Annotated in this window: 20 protein-coding genes; 10 read left to right on the top strand and 10 right to left on the bottom strand. The window is 62.9% G+C overall.

The window, feature by feature from the left end; genetic code table 11:
* A partial coding sequence (locus R3E49_RS10220; RefSeq protein WP_371294959.1) for a hypothetical protein occupies positions 1 to 974 on the bottom strand: 974 nt, incomplete at its 3' end.
* 97 nt (positions 975 to 1,071) lie between these two features.
* Between R3E49_RS10220 and R3E49_RS10225 the strand changes: the two genes are divergently transcribed.
* Positions 1,072 to 1,578 (top strand): hypothetical protein, encoded by a 507-nt coding sequence (locus R3E49_RS10225; protein WP_290744550.1) that lies wholly within the window; start codon positions 1,072 to 1,074, stop codon positions 1,576 to 1,578.
* Here R3E49_RS10225 and R3E49_RS10230 read toward each other — a convergent pair.
* Genes R3E49_RS10230 through dapA form a run of 3 tightly spaced genes read right to left on the bottom strand, consistent with a single transcriptional unit; the run spans position 1,540 to position 4,271 of the window.
* Entirely contained in the window at positions 1,540 to 2,334 is a 795-nt protein-coding gene (locus tag R3E49_RS10230; RefSeq protein ID WP_371294960.1) for an MBL fold metallo-hydrolase, read from the bottom strand. The genes R3E49_RS10225 and R3E49_RS10230 overlap by 39 nt on opposite strands.
* Before the next feature lie 9 nt (positions 2,335 to 2,343).
* Positions 2,344 to 3,387: an outer membrane protein assembly factor BamC gene (gene bamC / locus R3E49_RS10235; protein ID WP_371294961.1), complete on the bottom strand. Its 1,044-nt coding sequence runs from the start codon at positions 3,385 to 3,387 to the stop codon at positions 2,344 to 2,346.
* A gap of 11 nt (positions 3,388 to 3,398) precedes the next feature.
* Positions 3,399 to 4,271 carry a 4-hydroxy-tetrahydrodipicolinate synthase gene (dapA, locus tag R3E49_RS10240; RefSeq protein ID WP_371294962.1) on the bottom strand — a complete coding sequence of 291 codons (873 nt, stop codon included), beginning with the start codon at positions 4,269 to 4,271 and terminating at the stop codon, positions 3,399 to 3,401.
* 163 nt (positions 4,272 to 4,434) lie between these two features.
* Here dapA and R3E49_RS10245 point away from each other — a divergent pair, with 163 nt between their 5' ends.
* The 5 genes from R3E49_RS10245 to R3E49_RS10265 all read left to right on the top strand — a co-directional run bounded on the left by R3E49_RS10245 (position 4,435) and on the right by R3E49_RS10265 (position 8,521).
* Positions 4,435 to 4,956, top strand: a complete 522-nt coding sequence (locus R3E49_RS10245) for a DUF3806 domain-containing protein (protein WP_371294963.1) — start codon at positions 4,435 to 4,437, stop codon at positions 4,954 to 4,956.
* Positions 4,957 to 5,035: 79 nt separating this feature from the next.
* Complete coding sequence (locus R3E49_RS10250) at positions 5,036 to 6,169, top strand: ABC transporter permease (protein ID WP_371294964.1); 1,134 nt, start codon at positions 5,036 to 5,038, stop codon at positions 6,167 to 6,169.
* Positions 6,169 to 6,945 (top strand): ABC transporter ATP-binding protein, encoded by a 777-nt coding sequence (locus R3E49_RS10255; RefSeq protein ID WP_290744560.1) that lies wholly within the window; start codon positions 6,169 to 6,171, stop codon positions 6,943 to 6,945. The genes R3E49_RS10250 and R3E49_RS10255 overlap by 1 nt, the downstream gene beginning before the upstream one ends.
* Positions 6,945 to 7,916: an MlaD family protein gene (locus R3E49_RS10260; protein WP_371294965.1), complete on the top strand. Its 972-nt coding sequence runs from the start codon at positions 6,945 to 6,947 to the stop codon at positions 7,914 to 7,916. The genes R3E49_RS10255 and R3E49_RS10260 overlap by 1 nt, the downstream gene beginning before the upstream one ends.
* Entirely contained in the window at positions 7,913 to 8,521 is a 609-nt protein-coding gene (locus R3E49_RS10265) for a membrane integrity-associated transporter subunit PqiC (RefSeq protein ID WP_371294966.1), read from the top strand. The genes R3E49_RS10260 and R3E49_RS10265 overlap by 4 nt, the downstream gene beginning before the upstream one ends.
* On the opposite strand, the gene R3E49_RS10270 is transcribed toward R3E49_RS10265, so the two are convergent.
* The gene (locus R3E49_RS10270; RefSeq protein ID WP_371294967.1) at positions 8,512 to 8,925 is read right to left on the bottom strand and encodes an SDR family oxidoreductase; all 414 of its coding nucleotides are present in this window, start codon (positions 8,923 to 8,925) and stop codon (positions 8,512 to 8,514) included. The genes R3E49_RS10265 and R3E49_RS10270 overlap by 10 nt on opposite strands.
* 17 nt (positions 8,926 to 8,942) lie before the next feature.
* Positions 8,943 to 9,266 (bottom strand): hypothetical protein, encoded by a 324-nt coding sequence (locus R3E49_RS10275; RefSeq protein WP_371294968.1) that lies wholly within the window; start codon positions 9,264 to 9,266, stop codon positions 8,943 to 8,945.
* 92 nt (positions 9,267 to 9,358) lie between these two features.
* Between R3E49_RS10275 and R3E49_RS10280 the strand changes: the two genes are divergently transcribed.
* Entirely contained in the window at positions 9,359 to 9,775 is a 417-nt protein-coding gene (locus R3E49_RS10280; RefSeq protein WP_371294969.1) for a hypothetical protein, read from the top strand.
* A 287-nt stretch (positions 9,776 to 10,062) separates the two neighbouring features.
* Here the strand turns inward: R3E49_RS10280 and R3E49_RS10285 are convergent, their stop codons facing one another.
* The 3 genes from R3E49_RS10285 to R3E49_RS10295 all read right to left on the bottom strand — a co-directional run bounded on the left by R3E49_RS10285 (position 10,063) and on the right by R3E49_RS10295 (position 12,507).
* A complete protein-coding gene (locus R3E49_RS10285; protein WP_371294970.1) occupies positions 10,063 to 10,827 on the bottom strand; it encodes an SDR family oxidoreductase in 765 nt (254 codons plus the stop codon).
* A gap of 391 nt (positions 10,828 to 11,218) precedes the next feature.
* A complete protein-coding gene (locus tag R3E49_RS10290) occupies positions 11,219 to 11,656 on the bottom strand; it encodes a hypothetical protein (protein ID WP_371294971.1) in 438 nt (145 codons plus the stop codon).
* Entirely contained in the window at positions 11,653 to 12,507 is an 855-nt protein-coding gene (locus tag R3E49_RS10295; protein WP_371294972.1) for an NAD(P)H-binding protein, read from the bottom strand. Before R3E49_RS10295 ends, R3E49_RS10290 begins: the two co-directional genes overlap by 4 nt.
* Positions 12,508 to 12,647: 140 nt before the next feature.
* Here R3E49_RS10295 and R3E49_RS10300 point away from each other — a divergent pair, with 140 nt between their 5' ends.
* The 3 genes from R3E49_RS10300 to R3E49_RS10310 all read left to right on the top strand — a co-directional run bounded on the left by R3E49_RS10300 (position 12,648) and on the right by R3E49_RS10310 (position 15,517).
* Positions 12,648 to 13,634 carry an AraC family transcriptional regulator gene (locus R3E49_RS10300; RefSeq protein WP_371294973.1) on the top strand — a complete coding sequence of 329 codons (987 nt, stop codon included), beginning with the start codon at positions 12,648 to 12,650 and terminating at the stop codon, positions 13,632 to 13,634.
* A 246-nt stretch (positions 13,635 to 13,880) separates the two neighbouring features.
* Entirely contained in the window at positions 13,881 to 14,330 is a 450-nt protein-coding gene (locus tag R3E49_RS10305; RefSeq protein ID WP_371294974.1) for a Zn-ribbon domain-containing OB-fold protein, read from the top strand.
* The gene (locus R3E49_RS10310; RefSeq protein ID WP_371294975.1) at positions 14,330 to 15,517 is read left to right on the top strand and encodes a lipid-transfer protein; all 1,188 of its coding nucleotides are present in this window, start codon (positions 14,330 to 14,332) and stop codon (positions 15,515 to 15,517) included. Before R3E49_RS10305 ends, R3E49_RS10310 begins: the two co-directional genes overlap by 1 nt.
* Positions 15,518 to 15,536: 19 nt before the next feature.
* On the opposite strand, the gene R3E49_RS10315 is transcribed toward R3E49_RS10310, so the two are convergent.
* On the bottom strand, positions 15,537 to 16,388 hold the full coding sequence (locus tag R3E49_RS10315; protein WP_371294976.1) for a CoA ester lyase: 852 nt from the start codon (positions 16,386 to 16,388) through the stop codon (positions 15,537 to 15,539).

Below are 16,388 nucleotides of genomic sequence, written 5' to 3' on the forward strand. Positions count from 1 at the left end.
AGCGCAACCAGCCCCTCGTTGCACTGGCTGATGAAGGCCGGCGCATAAATGCGCTCCACTGCCGCACCGCCCTCTACCGCGCGCCCAGCGGTTTCGAAGTGCCCGATCAGAATCTGCTGTGGCTGGGCCTTTTCCGCCATGCGCGCCAGCTCGATCGTGACATCGCCCACGATGTAGCTGTGTACGGTGGGATTGACGCCCTCGGCCTGGTACAGCTCGTAATGGCTGCCGATATGGTAGGCGGCGCGGATGACCGGCACGGTGTTGCCGTGCGAGGCCCGTCGCGCCACCGCGTTGTCGGCCACGACCAGCAACAGGAAATAGAACAGGTCATGGTTTGCCTGCGCGCCCAGCGCGCGGTTCCAGACATAGTAGCCATCGCCGGTGGTGGTGCGCGAAAAATGCACCTCGATGCCTTTCGCCAGCAGCTTGTTGTAGGCGGAGTTCAGCGAGTAGGACAGGCTGTTCAACTGGCTGGCCTGCTCGAAGGGCGTAAACAGGGAGAACTCGGCAATGTCGAACAGCAACACCGCGCGATCGCTGACATAGCTCAGCCCATAGCGTTTGATCAGCTGTTCCACACCGCTGGTGACTGCCGGGTCATCGGCGAGTGGCGTATCCAGGCGGATAAAGCCGGGGGCAATGTCCAGCCTGTTGGCAATGGCAAAGAATTCATCCCGGGGTTTGCCGCGGCTGCCGGAAATGAGTTCGCGCACAAAAGCCTCGTTGTCCTGCACGCCCTCTACGCCGGGCCGCGCACAGAAGTTACCGAGGAAGTAGTGAGGGACGAAAATGACAAGTATGCCGCGTTCATCGGCGCTCCAGCACAGCACGATGTTCTGGCCCAGCCGCCACTGCTTGCGCAGGGCGCTCTCGAGCGCCTTCAGGTTGCCGCGCTGGGAGATGCTGATGGTCCTGTGGTCTGTCACGGCGCCGCCTGTCATGCCCGCGGGCTCGTCCGGTCTTTCGGTCATAGCCTACTCGTTTCTGTTCGCCCAAGCCGGTACCATTATAGGGTGCCACGCTGCCTGAATCCATGCGCCAGCCGGGCGCGCATCGGGGGCTTAAAACATGGGAACACAACGCATGCTCGGTCGATGGCTTATCGGCATTTCCCTGTGTTGGCTGGCAGCTTGCCAACAATACGATTTCAGCGTCAACGAGCGCGTCGTGTACAGCCCGCGCCCGCTGTTGACGGATTTCCGGATTGAAGACCCGGCATTGCGCAGCTGTATCGAACAGGCCATCAACGACAACAAGATCAGCAGCGTCGGCGAATTGCAGACCCTCGACTGCAGCGGTGCCGGGGTGCGCAGCCTCAATGGCCTGGGGCGCTTCTCCAGCCTGAGCTGGCTCAACCTGGGCGGCAACGCGCTGCAGGACATTCGCGAGCTGGTGGCGCTGCTGGAACTGCGCAGCGTACTGCTGGACGACAACCGGATAGAGGATGCAAGCCCGCTCTACCGATTGCCCGCGCTCGCCGTGGTCAATCTGGAGGGCAATAGCGGCCTGCGCTGCCCCGCCCCGGACAGCTGGGTTTCACTGGAGCGCCTGACCCTGCCCCGGCACTGCCGCTAGCGTCAGCCAGTCGAACCCGGCGTTCTGCGCGGCGAATACCACGCGCTGATCCCCTGCACCCAGCACGCTCTCGAGTGCTGCAGCCGCCCGCGTGGGACAGTTGTTCTGTTCACTGATATGCGCCACGACCAGGTGTTCGAGGGTTTCTGGTCCGAGCTGTTGCAACAGTTCAGCCGCCTGGTGGTTGTTCAAATGACCCCAGTCGCTGGCCACGCGCTGCTTCAGCGAGGGCGGATAACTCCCCGCCCACAGCATGTCCAGATCGTGATTGAATTCCAGCACCAGGGCATCGCAGCCCCGAAAGCGCTCCACCACGTGCGGGGTAATGCTGCCGAGATCGGTCAGCACCCCCAGCGAGCGACCGCCATGAGAGAGCCGATACTGGCAGGGTTCACGTGCATCGTGGGGAACGGCCACAGGTTCTACCGACAGCGCGCCGATCTGCAGACGTTCCTCGCTGTTGAAGCAGGTGACGCGCGGACACCCCTCGAGGCGACCACTGCGCTGCGTACCGTGCGTCAGGTAGACCGGTATATCCCACTGCCTTGCCAGGCGGCTGACACCGGCGCTGTGATCACTGTGTTCGTGCGTGACCAGAATGGCGGCGAGATCATCGGGGCACAGGCCCAGCAGGGCCAGACGGCGCTGGGTTTCCCGCAGGGAAAACCCACAGTCGATCAGCACCGTGGTCCCGCCGCCCGTCACGACCGTGGCGTTGCCCTTGCTGCCGCTGCCCAGTGATGCAAAACGCAGCATGCCGGCGCCCTAGTTGATGTTGCCCTTGAGCAGGGTGAGCAGCGCCTGCTGGTCACGTTTCTCCAGGGTTGCCTCGCCGGCTACCGGCGCCATGCCCACGGTGACCGCCTTGTCCCCCGCTTCGACGACCGACACCAGGAAACTGCGGCCGATCATGGGATTCTCATCTTCGTCGGAGAACATCCAGGAGAACCAGCCGCCGTCTTCTTCTGCCGCCTCGCCGAGGAAGCGCACATAGTAGACACCCTCACTGCGGTCGCGATCAGTGATCTCGAAGCGGGAGTCCTCCAGCGCTTTGCCGACGGACGCCCAGGCCCGGGTGAAGGGCAACCCAACCCGCAGGACGCTGGTGCCATTGGCGCCGTCCTCCATGGTCAACTTCCCTTCCGCACTCATCGCACGGTCCGCCAGCATGGACACCGGCGCGGAGTCGGCGCTGTTGGCGATAAACTGCGCCACAGCACGCAACATTTCCTGCTCCTGGGCAGTATCGTCAGAGCGCCCGGGCCAGCCGCTCACATCGCCTGCCTGGCGCATTTGCAGCACATGCAATTCACTGCTGCCGCGCTGCACCCCCTGCTCTATGCGGAAGCGGAAACGCGACGCCATGGTCTGTCCTTCCAGGTCCAGCCAGCCGGTTTCGATCAAGCCCGCCTGGGCGTCCACGCGTCCCACCGGAATGCCCGCCGACGTGAGAAAGCTGCGTACCTGGGGCCAGAGCTGGCCCGGGGCAACCGCAATCAGCGCCCAGCTTTCATCACCGAGAGACTGGATGCGCACCACATCTTCCCCGGCCCCGGCCACCAGCGGTGTCGGCCGCGGCACTTCGAACTCCCCGGCGAGCAGGGTATCGTCCTGCACGGGGGGAATGGGGTAGATCTCCTCGAGCCTGGCTTCTTCCTTGCCTTCCGGCAAACGAATGGGGTCCATCTCGCGCGCGTTCTTGTAGTCATCCGAGGTGTCGGGAAACAGGCCCTCGTCACCGAACAGATAACTGCAACCCGCGCTGGCCAGCAAGCTGCCAACCAGTGCTGTGCGCAATACCAGCTTCATAGATTCCGCCATTAAATTCCCGCCGCCTCCAACGCTGCAAGGACCTGCGCATGAAAGCGCTCATCCAGAGGCGTCAAGGGTAAACGAATACCTGCCTCAATCAAGCCGCGCTGCTGCATGGCCCACTTTACCGGTATCGGATTCGCCTCCAGGAACAGCGCACGGTTGAGCCCGGACAGGCGCTCGTTGATCTGCGCGGCCTCGGCCCGCTCGCCCGCGAGCGCCAACCGGCAGAGCTCGGCCAGCTGCCGCGGCGCAATGTTTGCGGTAACGGAGACATTGCCGTGCCCCCCGGCGAGCATCAGTTCCATGGCCGTGGGGTCATCCCCGGAGTAAATCGCAAAGTCGTCAGGGCAGCGCGCCTTGAAGTCCGGCACCCGTGACAGATCACCGGTCGCATCCTTGATACCGACGATGTTGTCGAGCTCGGACAGGCGCACCACGGTATCGTTGTCCATATCCACCGCCGTACGGCCTGGCACGTTGTAGAGAATCTGGGGAATGTCGACCGCCGCCGCAATGGCCTTGAAATGCTCGTACAGGCCACGCTGCGTCGGGCGATTGTAGTACGGCGTTACCAGCAGGCAGGCATCAGCGCCATTGCGGGCCGCAACGCTGGTCAGCTCGATCGCCTCGCGGGTCGAGTTGGCACCCGTGCCGGCAACCACCGGGATGCGACCGTTGACGTAGCGCACGCAGTGGCGGATGACCTCGAGGTGCTCCGGGACGCTCAGGGTGGCACTCTCGCCGGTGGTCCCGACCGCGCCGATGGCGCTGGTGCCTGCCGCAATGTGCATGTCCAGCAAGCGCTCCAGACTGCCCCAGTCGAGGCTGCCATCCGGGTGCATTGGCGTCACAAGCGCGACAATACTGCCGGTTATCATGGGAAATCTCCAGAAATGTGCCGGGCGCCGGCCACAGCCGCTGAACGCCGGAGTAAAGAAGAGCGCAATTATCCATGCAGGCAACACGAAGACAACCGCGATGCGCTAAAATACGCGCGGGCACGCACACAGACCTGCACCAAGATACGCACCGGAGTATACCATGAGACCTTCTGACCCCGCCCAGTGGTTTCTCGCCACCTTCTTCCTGTTTGCATCCCTGGCCACGCCGTCGCTCACCGCGGGCGCCCAGGATGAGGTCACGGTCAGCCCACCGTCCATGATCGCCCTCGCCCACATGGCGCAGCAGCGTGCCAGCGTGGACGATCTCGCCCGCCGGGAACTCGGCCAGGGTATCAGCGGCGACCCAGACCGCGACATCCGCATGCTGCAGCGCCTGCTGGACAGGGGCATTGTGACCCCGGAGGACGTCGGCACGCTGCAGGCCATGGGCCTGGTACTGGGCGACCTGCTGGCGAGCGAACTCGGGCTGGCGTGGGTGATCTACAACGACGCCAGCGGTCGCAGCCGGGCACTGTACGACAAACAGACCGACAATTACCTGTTCCCCATGACCATGATTTCCCGTCGCCAGCAGGTGGGTAATCAGAAACCGGTCGCGGACATCTACCGGGATGCAAAGGCCGTCATTGAGGAGAAGCGGCCCAGGCTACCCTTCCAGTAGAACGGTAGCGGGGACTGGCTGGTCATCCCCCGGGTTAGGGTTTAGCATAGTTGACGACTTTTTCAGGACGTCTCCGGGCATGAACCAGCCGGCCGCCGGCTTCGAGCTGGACACCGACAACGCATCAAAAACCGCTACACTCCGACTTTACGGCAGCTGGGTGGACGCTGCTTCGGTACCCGAGTTCCGGGACGTGAGGGCGCAGCTCACGGCGCTCACGGTGGACAATCTCCGCTTTGACTGCGATGAGCTGGGCGACTGGACTACGCTGCTCATGTCGTTTCTGCTGAGCTGTGCCAGCTACTGCGAGGAGCGCGGTGTCGAGGTCGATACCGAGGGGCTCCCCGAGAACGCCAGGCGCCTGTTATCAATCGCCACCTCGGTACCCGCCCACCAGCGTCAACAACCCGCCCCCCGGCCCTGGTGGCATGTGCGCAGCCCCTCTGAAGCGCTGCGGGAACTGTTGGATGACCTGCGCGTGTCGCTGGCTTTCTTTGGCGATATCTGCATCGCACTCGGCGCCCTGATCGCCGGCAAGGCCAACACCCGCTTCGCCGACTTTCGCACCTTCTGCTACCAGTCCGGTCCCGATGCGTTTGCCATCATCAGCCTGACCAGCGTTCTTGTCGGTATGATTCTCGGGTACCTGGGAGCCGTGCAATTGCAGCAATTCGGCGCCGGCATCTACGTCGCCGATCTCGTCACCATCGGGCTGCTGCGCGAAATGGGTCCGTTGATGACCGCGATTGTGATGGCGGGACGCACCGGTGCGGCCTACGCCGCCCAGCTGGGCACCATGCAGGCCAGCGAGGAAATCGATGCCGTGCGCACGCTGGGCGTGTCGCCGATCGAGTTTCTGGTGATACCGCGCATCCTGGCGCTGGTGGTGACCATGCCGCTGCTTACCATTTACGCCAACCTGCTGGGCATTGTCGGTGGCGGCATTGTCGCCGGGGGCATGGGCATTTCCCTGTTGCAGTATTCCAGCCAGGCGGGAGCCGCTGTGAGCATCGCCCATATCGGTATCGGGTTGCTGAAAAGCCTTGTGTTTGCGGTGCTGATCGCCATTGCAGGCTGTCGCTCGGGCATGCAGTCCGGGCGCAATTCTGCGGGCGTGGGCAGGGCCGCTACCGAGGCTGTGGTCACCGCCCTCGTTTACCTGATTGTGGCAGACGCCTCCATCAACATCCTCTTCCAGCATCTGGGTATCTGATGACTGACGACGAGCGCGAAGTCCATATCGAGGTTCGCGAGCTGACCATGGCGTTTGGCAGTAACGTCATTCAGCGTGACCTGAGCTTCCCGGTATACCGGGGCGACATCTTCGTCATCATGGGCGGCAGCGGCTGCGGTAAAAGCACGCTCCTCAAGCACATGCTGGGGCTGCTGGAGCCAGCGGCGGGTGAGATTCTGTACACAGGCACCAGTTTCACCCACGCCTCGTCGGAAGTACGCGACGCGATGCGCCGCAGTTGGGGCATTACCTACCAGTCCGGTGGGCTGTTCAGTGCCATGACCCTGGAACAGAATATCAGCCTGCCACTGCAACTGTACACTGACTACACAGCGGCGCAGATCAGGGACGTGGTACGCTACAAATTATCGCTGGTCGGCCTGGGTGGCTTTGAAAGTTACTACCCCTCGGAAATCAGCGGTGGCATGAATAAACGCGCAGCGCTCGCCCGGGCCATCGCTCTGGATCCGCAGATCCTCTTTTTCGACGAGCCCTCTGCCGGGCTGGACCCGATAAGCTCGCGGTTACTGGATGACCTGATCTTGCAGTTGACCGAATCGATCGGCGCTACCGTGGTGATGGTCACGCACGAATTACCGAGTATATTCGCCATTGCCAACAACAGCGTTTATCTCGATGCGAGCACCCGCACCATGATTGGCTATGGCGACCCAAAACAGCTGCGAGAACACAGCGAGGAGGCGGTCGTGCGGCAATTTCTGACCCGCAGCGCCGACGCAGGAGAAACCGGGTAATGTCTGAAGAAAGAGCACACAGCGTCGCCATTGGCGGCTTCATTGTCGGCGCCCTGCTGATTGCACTGGCGACGCTCCTGTTCGTACTGGGCTCGGGGCTGGGCAGCGATCGCAGCAAGGTGGTGATGGTGTTCGACAGCTCGGTGAAGGGCTTGAGCGTGGGGGCACCAGTGACCTTGCGCGGCGTTGAGATCGGCCAGGTCACGGGCATCAACCTGCTGCTGGACAGCAACACCGCCAAGTTGATCATGCAGGTGGAAGCCGAGCTGTCGGGCGAGAGCATACAGATGACCGAGCAGCCCTCCGTGGCACTGATCGACGACCTCATCGGGCGCGGCCTGCGCGCGCAACTTGGCCTGCAAAGCCTGCTCACGGGCCTGCTGTATATACAACTGGATTTCCACCCGGAAACGCCTGTCGACCTGCTCGCCATCGACACGGAGTACACACAAATACCCACAATTCCCACCGAGCTGGAACGCATCGTGAGCCAGATCGAGGGCCTTGATATCGCGCAAATGGCAGCCAACCTGCAGAGCATCGCCTCCAACGTCAACGCCTTCGTCGAGCAGGCGCCGTTCCAGCAACTGCCCGCGGACGTTGGGCTCACACTGGCCAGCCTGCGCTCCCTGACCACACAGCTCGAAGCCACCCTGACCACCGCTGGCCCCGGCATCGACCGCGTGCTGAACAACTCCAACACGCTGGTCAGCGAAGCTGCGGAAGCGCTGCCCAGGCTGACCACCCTGCTGGAAGACAACATGATCGTACTGCGCAACGCCACGGCGCGATTCGAAAGCACGATGGGTGAGATCGACGGCCTGGTATCCGCCGACTCCGCAACCGCCTTCCGCCTGAACGAAGCCCTGCGCGAACTGGCACTGGCCGGAAGGGCACTGCAAATGCTGGCAAAAACCCTGGAAGAGCAGCCTGAGTCGCTGCTTCGCGGCAAAAGCGAGAACAGCCAATGACCCCGATCAAACTTCTCACCGTCGCCTGCGCCCTGTTGCTGGTCGCCTGCGGCAGCTCCCCCCAACACCAGTACTACCTGCTGAGCAGTAACCAGCAGGCGCCGGCTATGGGGCAGAACCCGTCACTGGGGGTGGGGCCGATCACCATTCCCGAGTACCTGAATCGCTCCGGGATGGTGTACAGCGAAAACGGCAACCGACTGCATGTCGCCCCCTACGAACGCTGGGCCGAGCCCCTGGAGGATGGTATACAGCGTGTGCTGGGGCTGAACCTGTCGGCGGCCTTGGGCACGCAGAATATTCGCCCCCACCCCTGGCAGCGCAATGATATACCGGAGTTCGCGGTGCAGGTCTGGCTGCTGTCACTGGACGCCGGCAACAACAGCGCGGAACTGGTCGCCGAATGGCGCGTTACCCGCACCGGCGACGGAGCGAGCACGCCGGTGGCGCAGCGCATCAGCCGCCTGTCGGCACCCCTGCCGGGGCCCGGGTGGCAGGCCGCGGATACGGCGGCGGCCTACAGCGACCTGCTACAGCGGCTGAGCGACGAGATCGCCAGCGTCATCCGCAGGGACATGGAGGCCGGCGCGAGCGATCAGAACTGATCGCTGCGCAGCATGGCGTCGGAACCGCCATCGACAAAGAACACCGAACCGCATACGAAGTCCGCTTCGTCGCTGAGCATAAAGCGCATCACATTGGCGATTTGACCGGGTTGTGCGGTCTGGCCCCAGGGCACCATGGCACTGAAGTCGCGCATCACACCGCCCAACTGTTCATCGGCAAACACCTGCTGAGTCAGCGGTGTATCGGTGATGCCGGGCGCCACCGCGTTCAGCCGCACCCCGGCTTTTGCCCAGGCCACGACATTGCGGCGCATCCACACCGTCAGCGCATGCTTCGACGCCGAGTACACCGTCTGCCCCATTTCACCCTCGGCCACGTCCAGCGCCTTCGGTTCATCACCCGCGAGAAATGCCTGGGCCAGCGGGTGCGAGGTTTGGGTCATGGGGGCAGAGTTCGAGCTCACCAGCAACACCGTACCACGCTACGCTTGCCCACCAGATCCTGCAAGCCCGTGGCCATGACAACCGCTGCGAAATAGTTCACCGCAGCAATGATACGTGGCGGGGCGACGGGCGGCAGGCCGGCACAGGGGATAAACCCGTCGAGGCCATCGGCAGCGCGCTCCCGCACGGCGGCCAGGGCGCGATCACGGCCTTCCCGGTGGGAGAGGTCGGCAATGATGTCACCCTCCTTGATATCGATCGAAATCACTTCGTGGCCCGCCGCACAGAGCTGCTCACGCAGTGCGGCGCCGATACCCGTGGCTCCGCCGGTCAGCGGCATAGCGTTTCTTCATGCTGGTACTCCTGATTCTGCTGGATTGAGACGGCGCATATTGTCGCGCGTGCGGCGACGGCTGTGCGCGCCGGCCCGAAATGCGTGGCAGCAAGCACAACTTACTGAACCGGCGCTCCCGCTTAACGACAAGCCCGGCTAGTTTTCAACTCGAACTGTCCGAGCGTTATACCGTATCCCAACTGCGCTCCCGTATTGAGAAAATATTCTTTGTAACGAGTGAAAAGCCCGTCGAGGTGTTGATCTATTTCCTCCTGCGAATAACTAATAACGGCATTCACCGTCTGAATCTCCAGGCGTTTGGCACGACGCAGACTATCAGCATCATCGAACACGTTGAATACAACGTTGATGATGTAGCCCTGGCTCTTCGGAGCAGTGGTGTCAGGGAAGCAGTCGCTCTCTTTGCCGGGTATTGGCGCGCACAGCTCAATGCCAGCGTTCCAACTGATTATGACTTGAATACCGAAGGGTCATCCATCCAGTTGGCTTCGTGAAAAATCGCTCCAAGAAGATCGGCATAGTAGCGCTTCGACTCCTCGATATTCCGTACTGCCACGATAATTCGGTTAACGCCTTCTTACATTCATTCCATCTCTCCGATGCACCAAAAAACTTGTAGAACCTCCTGATGTACTTTAACAATCAGCCGCCTGTCGGCACCCCTGCCCGGGCCCGGGTGGCAGGCCGCCGATACCGCAGCGGCCTACAGCGACCTGCTACAGCGGCTAAGCGACGAGATCGCCAGCGTCATCCGCGGGGATATGCAGGCTGGCGCGAGCAGTCAGAACTGATCGCTGCGCAGCATGGCATCGGAACCGCCATCGACAAAGAACACGGAACCGCACACGAAGTCCGCCTCGTCACTGAGCATAAAGCGCATCACGTTGGCGATTTGAGCCGGCTGCGCGGTCTGGCCCCAGGGCACCATGGCGCTGAAGTCGCGCATCACGCCGCCCAACTGCTCATCGGCAAACACCTGCTGAGTCAGCGGTGTATCGGTGATACCAGGGGCAACCGCGTTCAGCCTTACCCCGGCTTTTGCCCAGGCCACCACATTGCGCCGCATCCACACGGTCAGCGCATGCTTTGAGGCCGAGTACACCGTCTGCCCCATTTCACCCGCCGCCACGTCCAGTGCCGTCGGCTCATCGCCCGCGAGAAAGGCCTGGGCCAGCGGGTGCGAGGTTTGGGTCATGGGGGCAGAGTTCGAGCTCACCAGCAACACCGTACCACGCCGCTTGCCCACCAGATCCTGCAAGCCTGTCGCCATCGCAACCGCCGCGAAATAGTTCACCGCGGCAATAATGCGTGGCGGCGCTACCGGCGGCAGGCCCGCACAGGGGATAAACCCGTCGAGACCGTCGGCAGCGCGCTCACGCACAGCGGCCAGGGCGCGGTCACGGCCTTCCTGCGTGGAAAGGTCGGCGATGATGTCGCCCTCCTTGATATCGATCGAAATCACTTCGTGGCCCGCCGCGCACAGCTGCTCACGCAGCGCAGCGCCGATACCGGTGGCACCGCCGGTCATGGCATAGCGTTTCTTCATGCTGGTACTCCCTGATTCTGGTTGATTGAGACAACGCATATTGTCGCGCGTGCGGCGACGGCTGTGCGCGCCGGCCTGAAATGCGTGGCAGCAAGCACAACTTACTGAACCGGTACTCCCCGTTGGTGAGTATCGCGATATTGCCGACTACCGGGGTTCACGCTGCTTCAGTGATGTTCTGCCACCGATAACAGCGCTCTACAGGATTCCCTGTCCCCAGACCGAACAGATAGCACACTGGAGACCCCGCATGAGTGACCCCACTCCATGAGGGACGCATGCACAAGCCTCCGAAGGACAGGAAGCACCTGGCTGCCCTACTACGCTAGCGCCAGCCCAGAAAACCTGGCCAAGACGACAGTCAAGACAGACTGGAACGACGCGCGCAATTCTACACTGCCTTGTCGGGATGCGACCTGCCCAGCCAAAGAGCAGCTGTCGCCAGCAACACCACAACGCCCGCCGCAAAAACGGCCACCGGCACGCCCAGCACCACGCTTTCCAGGTTACCCGAATGGATTGAGCCGCCGTAGCCATCTGCAAGGACATGCGCCACCAGCACGCCGCCCATCACACAGACATTCAAAAGACTGGCAATAGCTACCGCGCCGCGCCACCAGGTCAGCCACAATGCCAGCAGGCCTAGCGCACAATGGGTTGTGAGCTGCCAGACTTCATGCAGGCGTGCATGGGGCGGCCATGCCTCATTGAGCACATGCGACGGGTTGATCTCCAGATACGGAATCACCAGCGCATACACCAGCACCCCGAATGTGACACAGGCCCTGGCAAGCATTTTCCTTGCCATCATGGTGAATAACGCGCTCATGCTGCTTTCCCGTTTACGGATGTACCGGGTACAGACCAGACACCGGAGGCCGCCATACGTGCCACATACTCTGCAAGACTGCGCGCCGGGCGGCCCAGTACCCGCTCGACGGTATCGGTGGTGCTTTCATTGCGGCCATCGAGCACATGCACGAACAGCTCATTGATCAGCCAGGCAATGTCATCCGGCAGGCCCTCGGCCTTCGCAGCAGTGAGATAGGCGTCCACCGGCACCGGGGTAAAGCCGATGTCGCGACCGCTGGCCTGGGCAACGGCCTGCACGCTCTCGGCAAACGTCAGCAGCTCGGGGCCGGTGACTTCCAGCAGCTGGTGACGCAGTGCCGGCTCAGTCAGCGCCGCGACGGCCACATCGGCAATATCGTCCACATCAATAAACGGCTCCCGGGCTCGCGGCTGCGGCAGCACGAGCTCTCCCGCTTGAAGTCCCTCGAGCATGAAACTTTCGCTAAAGTTCTGCATGAACCAGCTGGCACGCACCACATTCCAGGCCAGACCGCTGTTGATCAGCACCTGCTCGGCGCGCTGGGCGCCCTCTTCACCGCGACCCGACAGCAGCACCATGTGCTCGACACCCTGCTGCCTGGCCAGCGCGATCAAAGCGCGGATGTCGTCTTCAGCCTGCGGCATGGCCAGATCCGGGTAATACGTCACATAGGCCGCGCTTACGCCGGCCAGTGCCGCCGGCCAGGTGGCCCGGTCTTGCCAGTCGAACGGGATCGATGCGTTACGCGAAAGTGTCCGCACTGCCCGCCCCCGCTCGCTCAACCGTGTTGCCACTCGCACACCGGTCTTGCCGGTAGCCCCAATCACTGCAATCACGTCGTTGTTCATGCCTCATCATCTCCGATCGTCAAGGTCTGTTGGATGTGGGTGATCAGCCACCCGATGAGGCCAGTCTAAAGGGCGAAAACTTGAATTTTAATGCCTGTATAGCCATATTTCTTTGCAGATTATCCAGAAAGGTAGCCCATATGGCCTCCGAACTGCCCAGAGACATCCCTGCCCGCGCCGATACCCTGGGCGAGACGCTCTACTCCCTGCGCCTGAACGGGGCGGTGTATGCCAACTCGGCATTGACCGCCCCCTGGGGCATCGAGATGCCGCCCATGGCCGGCATGATGATGTTCCACATTCTCACTGAGGGCAGCTGCTGGCTGCGCTTCAACGACAACCAGAGCCTCTACCTGAAACCCGGCGAGCTGGCGCTGATTCCCAAGGGCGAAGGCCACTGCATCGCCCACCGGGTAGACCAGCCCTGTGAGCCGTTCTTTGATATTCCGGTGACCAGACTCTCCGAGCGCCTTGAATACATCCGCTACGGCGGCGACGGAGAACAAGGCCCAGGTGAAAAAACCCGGCTGATCTGCGGGGTGCTTGGCTTTGATCATATCGCCGGACAAAAGCTGGTCAGCCAGTTGCCGCAGATCATTCATATCCAGTGCGACGGAGCCAACCTGCCCGGCCCGCTGCAGGCGATGATCGAGCTGATGGAACAGGAAGCCGCGTCCCTGGCGCCGGGCGGTGAAACGGTGATGGCGCACCTGGCAGATATCATCGTCATCCACGCCATCCGCCACTGGATTGAACACGCGCCGGATGCCGGCAAGGGCTGGCTCGGCGCCCTGGAAGACCCAAAGCTGGGCAAGGCACTGGCCGCCATCCACGCCCATCCGGAAACTCACTGGACTGTGGACCGTCTGGCCGAGCAGGCGGGCATGTCACGCTCGGGCTTCTCCGCTCGCTTCACTGAGGTGCTCGGCACTTCGGTAAAGCACTATTTGACGGACTGGCGCATGAACCTCGCGCGTATGAAGATCCTGCAATCCCCGGTGACGCTTACCGAGCTGGCCGAAGATCTGGGCTATCAATCGGAAGCGGCGTTTTCGCGGGCCTACAAGCGGGTGTTCGGGGTGCCCCCGCTGCGGCAGGCAGCGCAGCAGAAGCACGACGCTACATAGCACCACACATTTAGACGGGGGAAAAACACCCCGACCCACTACGCCACTCATCACGGCGCAGGTTCCAATACAACCACAAAGATCCTGTCTGCAGTGACGCTTTCGCCAAAGCCGGGCCGTGGCGCCCGGACGGGAAGGTCTGCATTGATATACCCGCCACTGGAGAAGCGCCCCACCCTGGCCGCCCGGTTGCCTGCGCAGGTGCCGGGTAGTACCCTGCAGGCCGCGTTTCGGCGGAGATTCCCCATGAATGAGAAACCCCAGGCACCGGCCATTGAAGGCTGGTTCACGATGGACGACAAGCCCCGGTTGATCGGCACCCAGTGCTGTGCCTGTGGCACGTATTTCTTTCCCAAACAGCAGCGCTACTGCAAAAACCCGGACTGCGACAGCACCGACTTCCGCGAGGTACAGCTGAGCCGGACCGGTCGGGTGTGGAGCTACACCAACGCCTGCTACAAGCCGCCAGCGCCTTTTGTGGCCGCTGAGCCCTTCGAGCCCTATACCATCGCCGCCGTGACGCTGGAGGAAGAGCAGATGACGGTGCTGGGGCAGGTTGTCACCGGCGTCAATGTCAGCGACCTCAAGGTAGGCATGGCAATGGAACTGGTGCTGGAGCCGCTGCATGAAACCGATGACGACATCAAGATGACCTGGAAATGGCGGCCACTGGCAGAACAGGGGGAGCAGCACTGATGAGCAACGATATCGCCATAATTGGTGCGGGCATGCACCCCTGGGGCAAGTGGGGACACAATTTCGTTGAATACGGCGTCGCCGCAGCGCGCGAGGCGTTGGCGGATGCCGGCATCCCCTGGCGGGATGTCGGGTTCGTGTCCGGCGGCGCCACGGTGCGCTGCGGTTACCCGGGCTATGTCGCAGGTGCCACCTTTGCCCAGGCATTGGGCTGGCAGGGCTGTGAGGTGAATACTTCCTATGCCGCCTGTGCCTCCGGCTCGCAGGCGCTGGCCGCTGCGCGCAACAAGATTCTCGCGGGAGCCTGTGATGTCGCTCTCGTCATCGGTGCCGACACCACCCCCAAGGGCTTCCTTGCCCCCGCGGGTGGCTATCGACCGGAAGACCCGGACTGGGTGCGCTTCTACCTGGGCATTACCAACCCGACCTATTTTGCCCTGTACGCGCGGCGCCGCATGGACCTCTACGGCGACACGCTGGAGGATTTCGCCGCCGTGAAGGTGAAGAACTCCCTGATCGGCAGCAAGAACCCGCGGGCGCGCTACCGCAAATGCTTCACCGCGGAAGACGTGGCGGCCTCCGCCATGGTCGCGGACCCGCTGCGGTTGATGGACATCTGCGCCACCAGCGATGGCGGCGCTGCCCTGATCATTTGCAGCGCTGACTATGCGCGCCGCATTGGCAAGGCCGATGCGCCACGCATTGCGGCCATTTCCACCGTCACGCCGAGCTTTGCCAGCGCGGTGGTAGAGATGCCGGATATCGCGACCGACTCCGCTGCGGCTGCCGGTATTGATGCCCACAGCTTCCGTGCAGCGCTGCCAGTAAAAGCCTACGAAGAAGCCGGTATCGGCCCCGAGGACGTCGATGTTGCGGAAGTCTACGACCTGTCGACCGCGCTGGAACTCGACTGGATTGAAGACCTGCAACTGGCGCCACGCGGTGAAGCCGCACAGCTGCTGCGTCGTGGCGACACCGCGGTGGGTGGCAGGATACCGGTGAACCCCTCAGGCGGCCTGGCCTGCTTCGGTGAAGCCGTGCCGGCACAGGCACTCGCCCAGGTCTGCGAACTCACTTGGCAGCTGCGCGGCGAATGTGGTGACCGGCAGGTCGCCGGTGCCAGGGTGGGCATCACCGCCAACCAGGGCCTGTTTGGACACGGTAGCTCGGTCATTATCAAGCGCTGAACGGCCAGCGCCGCTGCGGTTACAGCCGAGCAATATGCTCGGCAGTTGCCAGTACGCGGCGCGCTTCATCCACGTGCATCGATTCAATCAGCTTGCCGTCGAGCACCGCGACGGCAGCGCCCGCCTCCGTGGTTTCCTGCCACAGTGCGAGCAGCCGACGGGCGTGTTCCACCGCCGCCTCCGAGGGCCCGAACACGGCGTTGGCGATCTCGATCTGCCCCGGATGTATCAGCGTCTTGCCGTCGAAGCCCAGCGCCCGCCCCTGCTCACACACGGCCTGTAACCCGGCGCTGTTGCCGATATCGAGATAAACGCCGTCCAGCACCATGATGCCGGCCAGCCGTGCCGCCAGTACGCAGCGCTGCAGGGCATAGGACAGGCCCCGGCGCTGCTCGTCCGGTGGCAGGCGCAGCTCTGCACAGAGGTCCGTGGTGCCCATGAGCAGCGCATCCACGCGCTCGCAGTCCGCAATCTGCTCGACGCGCGCCACACCCGCTGGCGTTTCGATCATCGCCCAGATGACCATGTCGCTGCGGCCACAGGCATCGAGCTCGCGGGTAACGGCGCGCACCTGCTGCACAGACTCCACCTTGGGCAGGCACACCGTCGCCAAACCCGGCGCCGCCGCAACTGCCTGCAGATCGTCCAGGCCCCAGGGCGTGGACAAGGCATTGCAGCGCACCACGAGCTGTCGCGCACCGTAGCCGCCAGCGGCGATCTGCGCAACGACCTGTGCGCGCGCCTGTGCCTTGGCCTCCGGCGCTACCGCGTCCTCCAGGTCGAAAACAATGGCGTCGGCGGGCAGGCCCCGCGCCTTCTCCATCGCCCGCTGGTTGGAGCCGGGCATATACAGCGCGGTACGCGGCGTCAT

This window comes from Haliea sp. (assembly GCF_041395985.1).
GTDB lineage: Bacteria > Pseudomonadota > Gammaproteobacteria > Pseudomonadales > Halieaceae > Haliea.